Genomic DNA, 8,731 nt, shown 5'->3' with positions numbered 1-8,731 from the left:
GCTTTTATTTCACCTTTCAATTGCTGCACCAAGGGGGCCAATTCTGGGGTTTGGTTGTCTAAAAGCATCCCGATTTTATAGGTCTGCTTCGTTTGTGCTAAGGCAAAAACCGAGAACAAAGACAATAGAAGTAAGGGCAGTTTTTTCATCGGTCGGTAATTTAAAAATAGTTTGGGATACTCCTGTTACGCCCTAAACACCAACATTGCCAACACCCCACTATAAGAACTGCAACAGGTTTAAGTGTTCAAAGTAAGTTATTTTTTGAAGTCAGCCAACACGAATCTGCCATTTATATACAGGAATCTGCCATTTATGCACAAAGTAGGGGGCTTGTGGCAAAGTCAACACCCAAAGGGCAGCATGATTCTCCCGCCTAGTTTTGTCATAAAAACGTTATCCCTATAGCTATCGAGACAATGGTTTCTAACTTAAAATAGCAAATTGATCAAAAGGCATTTATGTTCGAAAGACCAAGAGTCTTTGCTATTCATTTCCCTTCGGCTTAAGTTGAAGTTTGGCAATAAGCTTTTCAATGGTCAAGCCCTGTACCAAAATTGAAAAAATGACAATAACATAGGTGATCACCAAAAATAAATCGCGCTCCATGCTCTCAGACAACCCGAGGGCCAAAGCAATGGAAATCGCTCCCCTGAGACCGCCCCAAGTCATGATGAGGGTGGTATTTGGCACAAAATCCAATCGTTTTTGAAAAAGTTGTACCGGTATGACCAGAGAAAGATACCGACAGACCAAGGCTATCGGAATGGCCAATAATCCGGCATAAATGTAAGTGGTATTGAATTCAAGCACCAACATTTCCATACCGATCAACACGAACAAAATGGTATTCAATAGAATGTCTATCAGTTCCCAAAACTTGTCAACGTAATCCTCGGTTAGTTCTGACATGGCGTGTTCCCGGGTTTTGGTTCCGCCGATCATGAGTCCTGCCACTACCATGGCCAGTGGGGCAGAAACATGAAGATGGGTGGCCACCAGGGTACCGATCATTACCGTGGCGAGGGTAATAATGACCTCAATATTATAATCATTGATTTTTTTTAGAAAATAATAGGTCAACCAGCCTAGAATGAGGCCTAAAAGCAACCCTCCGAAAACTTCAACCGCAAATAGCTCTAGAATACCGGAAAGTGAAAAGCCCGTTCCAGAGCCGCTGGCCAATCCGAAAATGGTCAGGAATATTACGACACCCACACCATCATTGAACAATGACTCTCCCACAATTTTAATCTCCAATTTTTTGGGTGCCCCCGCTTTTTTTAGAATGCCCAAAACGGCAATGGGATCCGTTGGCGAAATCAACGCCCCAAACAACAAACAGTAAATGAACTGCACTTTGAGGCCGAGTACCATTAACAAGTAATATACTCCCGTGCCCACCAAAAAAGTAGAGACCAAAACGCCAAAAGTGGCAAAGACCAATACCGGCCAACGTTGTTCCTTTAATTTTTGTAAATCGGTATGCAAGGCCCCTGCAAAAAGTAAAAAGCTCAACATAATATCCAACAAGACCACCTTAAAATCTATTTTCGAGATGATAAAGCGCTCTGCTTGCAATAGGGTATCGTCGTAATAACTCAGTGCAAAAACCCCCAGGGTAAATAAAATGGTGATCAGGGTCAGCCCTATGGTATTGGGCAGTTTAATAAATCTAACATTGAGATACCCGAAAACGGCTGAAAGAAAGACAAGAATGCTGGTGATGACAAAATAGTCCATTCTAGAGAAAAAAGTGGTTGATCATTTTATTACGGGCCTCAAAATAGAAAATAATTAAAGACATCTGAAAGTCATACAAAATGAATTTTGTTTAAACTTCTTATACCAGATGCAAAAATCTTTATGGAGATAAATGGTCAATGGGTTTGAACCCGCTGGTACTATGCTGTCGGGCCGGTGAATTATGGCCGTTGTTAGGCACAGGCATTTTTCAGTTTCTCCATTGCAAATCGTTTTCTACAGACAACTACAACCGAATAGGTCAATTGCATCATACCACAAGTAAATGATTTGGTTTTCTGGGTGAATTAAAATCAACGCTCTGGAAGGTGTGTCCAATTCGTTATTGATTGGAAATGTATCTGCATAGATAAAATACATATTATCCGTTCCCTTTATTCTTGCAAATGTCTTTTGAAGTTCAAAACTACTCGGACAATCAAGACATTCTTTTTTATAATCACTTTTAATCAGTGAATCTATTTTTTTATTGCGCTCAAATACCAGATCAATTTTGAATGGACTGCTAAAAAGAACTTTGTCGCTTTTAGAAATTGTCGTCGTATCAATTGAGTATTCATAATATTCCAAACACTCATCAAAGTAAGCTCCCAATTCCATTATTTTGGTCGAACCAATCTTATCTGTCGTGTAATAATAAATGCTCGGTTTGGTGTTGTTCTTAAAAACAGAATCTAAAAGCATGGGATAAAATTTAATCTTTCCGAAATGCTCCATTGTATTTTCCTTTATTGTGCCAAACTCATCGATCAGGTCCATCTCTCTTGAAATTGGAACAAGGTTGTTTCCAACCTGTTCATATTTTGGAAAAGTCAATAGTCCAATTTCTGTATTCGAAAGTCTAAAAATTGGGGAAAGAACATTTTCAAATGCCAATCTCTCTTGTTTTTGATTTTTTAGGGCTTTCAAGAATTCTAAATTGTTTTTTGTAAGATGGCCTTCGGCTGTTAGTTCATTAATGTATTCGGTTTTTATCGAGTCATTCGGAAATCTATTCATCCAATATTCATCACAATCCAGTACTTCAGGTTCAGATTTAATCTCCTTTCTTGCTATCGGACTTGTCTCTAAAACAGATTCTTTTTTTGATACCATTTCGTTCTTCTCTTGATTTTTGCTTTTACAAGAAATCAGGAAGATCAAGCAAAACAATATTGATAATTTGTATCGCATTCTAAATGTCTGGCAAAAATTGGTTGGATGCCGGTATTTCCAGAACCTCATATGTCTCCATTAAGTCTTTTCAATTCTTTTTTTATGTCTTCATAGATGCCAAAAATTTCTCTTAAGATATTTTCAAGTTCTTTAAAAGACGAATATTTGGGTATATTGTGTATTTCTCTGTTAAAGTCTGGGTTTAGTTCTTGGGCATAACCATCAAATCGATTGAACATAAGCCATTTATCATCTTTCAGATAATTTAAATGAGTTTCAACCATCCCATTATGCATGGTCAAAATCATATCTAGGATGCAATTTTTATATTTAAAAGAATATTTGAAAGTTCTATCCTTTGAAGAATAACTAACCTCATCATTTATCGAATTTAAAATTTCTAAATATTTTTTCTTATCGCTACCAGACATACTATTTTCATAATCATTATACTTTTCACAGATTTTTTGGTAGCGGTTTACAAAATCTACTTTTTCTAATATTTTTCTCATAATTATTTATCACTCGGCCAAAAACCATATTGTCACCCCTTCTTCCGAGCATAATCGATATACGTTCTTATGTTTGGTGAAAATTGGTTGGATGCCGGTATTTCCAGAACCTCATATGTCTCCATTAAGTCTTTTCAATTCATTCTTGAAATCATCATATATTGGTATTGCCATTGCCTCGTTTAATCGTTAAACAGCTATGATTTCGTACAGGATGTTGGCTACTTTTTACATTTTTCTCATGGTACCCAAGTTCTCTTTTGAGCATTGGGTTTGTAATTAGCTTTTTACATCTTTCTATTCTATCAAGGTTCTCAGTGGAGCTACCTAAGTCCAAAGCAAGTATGTCTCGAAGTCTATTCCCTTCCTCTTTGTAAGACTTTTCGATTCTCTCGATTTCAGTGAATATTAACTCAAAATCTTTTCCATTAAGATGTTCGTCATTTTCAGCGTACTTTAAAAGAACACGGGCTTTTAAATACCGGAAGTCTTTTAATTCAGGTGTGCCATCAATTAGATCGATCATTTGACTCATTGATATTTTATGGGTTTCTGGATAAAGAGCATAAGGGAAAAATGAAGAACCGAAAATCTTGTCTTGAGCCACTTTGAAAGTATCACTGAATCCGTTTTGGAAAGAATATTTTTCCATGAAAGACCTCTTGATGTCTATTACTCGGTTTCTCGGTCCTTTTGAAGGTTTACAAAGTTTTAACCTTCGTTTAAATTCTTTTAGGTCTATATCATCAAGCATGTGTCGCAATATCCCTCGATTTGCATTACATTGACTGGCAACATATCCATCTCCGTCTTCAAGTTGACCAACTAGGTCGTCAGCAAAATCTATATTTCCGTTTTCTGCCGCTCGATTAATAAGGAAAATGAGAAGCCAATTTCTGGTGACTTTATTCTCTATTCGATAAATAATCTCTAGTGCATTTTGATTTGTGATGTCTTGTTTAACAATTTCATTTTTAAGAATTAAGCGCCATTCAGATAAATGTCTTTTAGGGTCGCCATCCATTTCAAGAGAGTCTTTTAACGCTTGCTGGCCTAATATCGATGAATAAGATTTTTGTAAGAGCAGTTCTGTTTCTGCTACTGAATCTATAAAACAATAGTTATCCGAAATATTTAATGCCTCAACTATTAATTCAATTCTCTTTTTATCCATCTCAAATTGTAGCTAACATTGAAATAAAGCTCATATAAGTCAAGTTTTTGCCTTATGCCAAAAAAGTTTTCTCTCTTGTGATTTCTAAAGTAATGGCCAAGCTCGGTAAATATTGTTTTGACCTTTTCATTGTCATAGTTGAAAAATTCATTTTGGAGATCTCTGAATTCTGCTGATATAGGTCTATACCGTTCAACAAAGTCTATTTTTTCAAGTATTATTTTTTTAATTCAGGATTAAGTTTTTCTTCCATAATGCTATTCGGGTTTAAATCTAATTTTTACACCTTTCTTTCGAGCATAATCGATATACATTCTTATGTTTGCAAAAATTCGTTGGATATTAGTTTTAACAAGACATTTTATAATCTTGTGCTTGTATCTGTTTTAAGCTTTTTCAATATCAATTCAGCATTGTTTAAATCGTCGTAAAAAATTAAATCTGAAAGTGTTCCGGATGGTTTACGATATCTTTTTTCAAGGGCTTCGCCATATTCGGCTATCAGTTCATCCCTATCAAGATTTTTAAGTATTACATTTATCATATGGATTGCTTGATTGTCTTCTATCAACGCCCAGTCTTCTATTGGTTTGAAAGCTAATTGCTTGATGAAGTCTTCCAAGCTTTTTGATTTCCAATAATTGTCCAATTCATATGCTGAAATTCGTTTGTGACTGATTTTGTGAATTTTTTGCAATGCAAAATCAGTGGAGATTTTATCATCCTCGTAGTCTTTAATTACGCTTTCCAGTTTTTCTTCCATTCTCGAAAATTTCTTCACATGGCATTGGAATGAAGCTGATAATCACAGAGGTGGTTTTTAAAAATACATTTTAAAACTTGGTTTTTCTTTGTCAATTTTGAAGGTATGCTCCCCTATTGTAGAATTGCACATGATGTCACCGAATTTTTTTTCGACCAGATAATATAGTTTCAGATTTATCAATGGCATTTCCCAAATTACTTCGCTGCTCGTATTCACTATCAAAGATGTATTGTCACAGTAAAATTCTTTAGGGTCGATCAGTTTGATATTTCCATGGCCCAAGTTTATTTTTAAGGTTCTTTGATTTGGAACTTCGATATCGGAAATCGAGTATAAATTATCTCCAGGTCGACCTATACTATCTCCCCAGATTTCGATACAACCATTGGAGTATGCCTTTGAGTCTTTAGCTTTTTCAAGGAAATCGACCAAAGAAATATATGGTAACTTTTTCTTATTTAGATTTTTCACCAGCATAACGACTACATTGTTTTTACCTCAACAGTAGAACCTTGTCTGCCGACGGGCAGGGCTTAACTGCTTCGCCCTATTAAAATTGCGCATTTTTACTGAACATTCTACAATAGCATATTTTCACCGCAGCACTATAACTACTGCGGAGTTGGACAACTTAAAATACTAATCTATTCTTTCGACAATCAATTCGTTTTCTTCCTTTGGAATCCCATATATCGAAAAATAATTTTCGTTTATTTCTTTAATAGGAAAAGCATAAGTTCTATGCTTAACTGCATAGAAACACAAGAAGTAAGTGTTTTTAAATTTTTCTATACTTGTGTAATTTGCCGCTATTGGCGGATTACTAATAATGATGGCATTATCTGCGTGCATTTTTTTACCTAATTCAAAAGTTACTTTTTCATCGGGGAGAGAAATTTGGTAAATCTTATTTTTAAGACTTTCAACCAGATTATTTTTGTCTTTTGTTGGTAATAATCGTACATATCTAAATGCATCATTTTTTTGTCCCACCGGATTATTGATTTTTTCTTCAAAAATGTTATTCCCAATGAATCTGAATTCAAATGTTACAGAGTCATTTAATACTATTGAATTGTTGCCTTTAATTTCTAGCTTTCCCTTCTTAATTAGTTCATTGAAGTTATATGAAAAAATACTGTCGATTTTTAGTTCGACAATACTTATTGGGGGGTAATTAATATGATTAGGAATTTTGACCTGCATCCATTCTCCTTTGATATCTTGTCCATGCCCAAAGACAAAAAGAAAAATCAAAAAAATAAAACTAACCCCTTTTGATTTTAACATAACTAGTTTAATTTATCGATTTCGAAATCTTGATCACCGAAAATAGTGGCGTCTTTTCTTTGTAAGGGTAAAATCTTTCTGAAAAATGCATCTCCAACTGAATATTTATCTTTATCCTCCATTGTTGGCGGCTTTATGTTTTTTAATTCAATTTGTTGAATCCTGTAAGGTAAAAAAATCGGGTTTTTAATAATAGCCTCTAATGAAGATTTAATTGATAAAAACAAATCTTTATATCGATGGTTTTCAGGAGACACCCATATTTCTTTTAGAATTGGCAATGGTAATTCCATTTTGAGCATTTGGTTGTATTCTATTGATTCCTCAATCTCTAATATTTGAATGGTATAAACATCACGTAAAATGCTAACGTAAAATTGAATTTGGGTAATGGCTTTTTTACCGTTACCCAAATCCTCTGAAAATTGTAATTGCCCGCCATAGTTTGGTATAAACCCAAAGGTTATTCCTTGGAGGCTATAATTTAACTTCTCGCTAATGGTTTTAAGCACTCCATTTTTCCAATAAGAGTTGTAATTTTTTGCATTCCCAATCTTATCAAGAATCAATTCCTCAATTTCATACTTAGCCTCTTCTTCTAAACCATAATAATCATTCAGGATACTATATAGTTCGGGAAATCTAATCTTTAAATCGTTTAAATCGATGTCGTTTGGGTTTAATTACAATATCTTACTACGGAAATTCGTGCACCCCGGCAATATCCAAGTGAAGCTGTGGATCCTAATCTTAAACCTTGGAAAACCAAGTTTAAATTTTTTACCATAGCCGCACCATATTCGGCATCCGTTGGCTCCCGTTTTTCTAGTATGTTAATTAATTCTTCGTCTAAAGCAAGACCATTTACTGCCCCCTCCCAAGCTAGTTTCAGTCTAGTAGTAGAAACGTGACTAGGTCGTCTAATTTCATTGCCATTTGAATCATAGTCAAAATTAGGAATTTGTATGCAAATGTTGGGAAGATTGATTACTCTGGTAGGCCCAATCCCAAGTTGACCTAAAATCGGTAGCCTTGATATAAGACGTAACCCTGTGATCATAGTATAATTAGCATCACCTATCGCGGACCATCTAATGCCACCACATATTTTATTCTCTTCTGGTATCTTTAAAATTACATCAGCAACCTCCTTTCTTTCTCGTTCTACTAAGTCAATAATAGTTTGCCTTGACCAAACTCCATATGAACCCGTAGTAAGAAGATTTATTTGTTGTTGCATGTATTCGTCGCTAAAGACGAATTGAATTCTAGGAATTACTGGAGAATATTCTTTTGACCAATTTAACAGAATACTGTCATTCCAAATCAAACGAGGTTTATATTCTGATAATGTGCTTGGCAAACAACTGAACTGAGGAGTTCGGCAATTGGTATTACTACTTATCAAATAAGCGCTCATTTGAAAAACCTTTGCTTGCCAGCCTAGTCTTCTATAGTCAGCAACTCTTAAATCGCTTATTTTTTTTAGAATGTTCCCTTCGTTTACCATTTTTGCTAGACCAACGGAACGAGATTTGTTCAGCCCACTTGTATAAAAAGCTTTCCCAAATGAAGAATAGGCACTACTTCTATAACTATTTGCATAGAACCTAGGGCCTGGACCACTGTCATAATCGCTATTTACGGGTAAGGAATTTAACGCAAAGCCATAATATTCAGTACAATAACCACATTCGATCCAATTATTTAAATTCGTATAATCTTGGATGTGAGTCCTTGCGGTTTCTCTCCAATTTTTAGACCAGACACCATTTTTAGCACTCAATTCTCTAGAGCGTGCTATGGGACCAAGATTACCATATTTTCCGCCTTCGTAAAACTTAAAATATTCCCTTTGCGCAGTTGAGAAAGACGTATAGTTTCTGCCCATCTGCCTGTTTATTTCCTTCAAAAAAGTGTTTTCTTGTTTTTTTAACCACTCGTCCACTTTCCTTCTTGCCCTGCGGGCTGCCGCAATTTGTGAATCTAACTGGTTCAAAATAGAGAAGCTGTTGAACGTAAGGGGGAAGTTGAACTCATTGCGGCTTTCGCAACATCTCGGCCTTCCAT

At 35.4% G+C, this 8,731-nt stretch carries 9 protein-coding genes; all 9 read right to left on the bottom strand.

Annotation, left to right across the window (positions count from 1 at the left end; all coding sequences use genetic code 11):
• Positions 1-486 precede the first annotated feature (486 nt).
• Positions 487-1,743, bottom strand: coding sequence for a sodium:proton antiporter (locus Q0992_RS16845; protein WP_299527092.1), 1,257 nt, complete (start codon positions 1,741-1,743; stop codon positions 487-489).
• 237 nt (positions 1,744-1,980) lie between these two features.
• A complete protein-coding gene (locus Q0992_RS16840; protein WP_299527090.1) occupies positions 1,981-2,859 on the bottom strand; it encodes a hypothetical protein in 879 nt (292 codons plus the stop codon).
• 125 nt (positions 2,860-2,984) lie between these two features.
• Positions 2,985-3,431, bottom strand: coding sequence for a hypothetical protein (locus Q0992_RS16835; RefSeq protein ID WP_299527088.1), 447 nt, complete (start codon positions 3,429-3,431; stop codon positions 2,985-2,987).
• Between the two features lie 154 nt (positions 3,432-3,585).
• Positions 3,586-4,605 carry a hypothetical protein gene (locus tag Q0992_RS16830; protein ID WP_299527086.1) on the bottom strand — a complete coding sequence of 340 codons (1,020 nt, stop codon included), beginning with the start codon at positions 4,603-4,605 and terminating at the stop codon, positions 3,586-3,588.
• Positions 4,606-4,966: 361 nt separating this feature from the next.
• Positions 4,967-5,368, bottom strand: a complete 402-nt coding sequence (locus tag Q0992_RS16825) for a hypothetical protein (protein WP_299527084.1) — start codon at positions 5,366-5,368, stop codon at positions 4,967-4,969.
• Positions 5,369-5,425: 57 nt separating this feature from the next.
• Positions 5,426-5,842, bottom strand: a complete 417-nt coding sequence (locus Q0992_RS16820; protein WP_299527082.1) for a hypothetical protein — start codon at positions 5,840-5,842, stop codon at positions 5,426-5,428.
• A 168-nt stretch (positions 5,843-6,010) separates the two neighbouring features.
• Positions 6,011-6,661, bottom strand: coding sequence for a hypothetical protein (locus tag Q0992_RS16815; RefSeq protein ID WP_299527080.1), 651 nt, complete (start codon positions 6,659-6,661; stop codon positions 6,011-6,013).
• A 2-nt stretch (positions 6,662-6,663) separates the two neighbouring features.
• Entirely contained in the window at positions 6,664-7,230 is a 567-nt protein-coding gene (locus Q0992_RS16810; RefSeq protein ID WP_299527078.1) for a hypothetical protein, read from the bottom strand.
• A gap of 110 nt (positions 7,231-7,340) precedes the next feature.
• On the bottom strand, positions 7,341-8,731 hold a 1,391-nt coding region (locus Q0992_RS16805), incomplete at its 5' end, for a hypothetical protein (RefSeq protein WP_299527076.1).

Origin of the sequence: Winogradskyella sp. (assembly GCF_028289625.1) — a bacterium.
In the GTDB taxonomy this organism is placed as follows: Bacteria; Bacteroidota; Bacteroidia; order Flavobacteriales; family Flavobacteriaceae; genus Winogradskyella.
This window is presented reverse-complemented; position numbering and strand designations above follow the sequence as displayed.

What these genes read in the sequence shown, in the direction of transcription:
- Q0992_RS16845 (WP_299527092.1), bottom strand. Translation starts at nt 1,743, where the DNA reads ATGGACTATTTTGTCATCACCAGCATTCTTGTCTTTCTTTCAGCCGTT.
- Q0992_RS16840 (WP_299527090.1), bottom strand. Translation starts at nt 2,859, where the DNA reads ATGGTATCAAAAAAAGAATCTGTTTTAGAGACAAGTCCGATAGCAAGA.
- Q0992_RS16830 (WP_299527086.1), bottom strand. Translation starts at nt 4,605, where the DNA reads ATGGATAAAAAGAGAATTGAATTAATAGTTGAGGCATTAAATATTTCG.
- Q0992_RS16815 (WP_299527080.1), bottom strand. Translation starts at nt 6,661, where the DNA reads ATGTTAAAATCAAAAGGGGTTAGTTTTATTTTTTTGATTTTTCTTTTT.
- Q0992_RS16825 (WP_299527084.1), bottom strand. Translation starts at nt 5,368, where the DNA reads ATGGAAGAAAAACTGGAAAGCGTAATTAAAGACTACGAGGATGATAAA.
- Q0992_RS16835 (WP_299527088.1), bottom strand. Translation starts at nt 3,431, where the DNA reads ATGAGAAAAATATTAGAAAAAGTAGATTTTGTAAACCGCTACCAAAAA.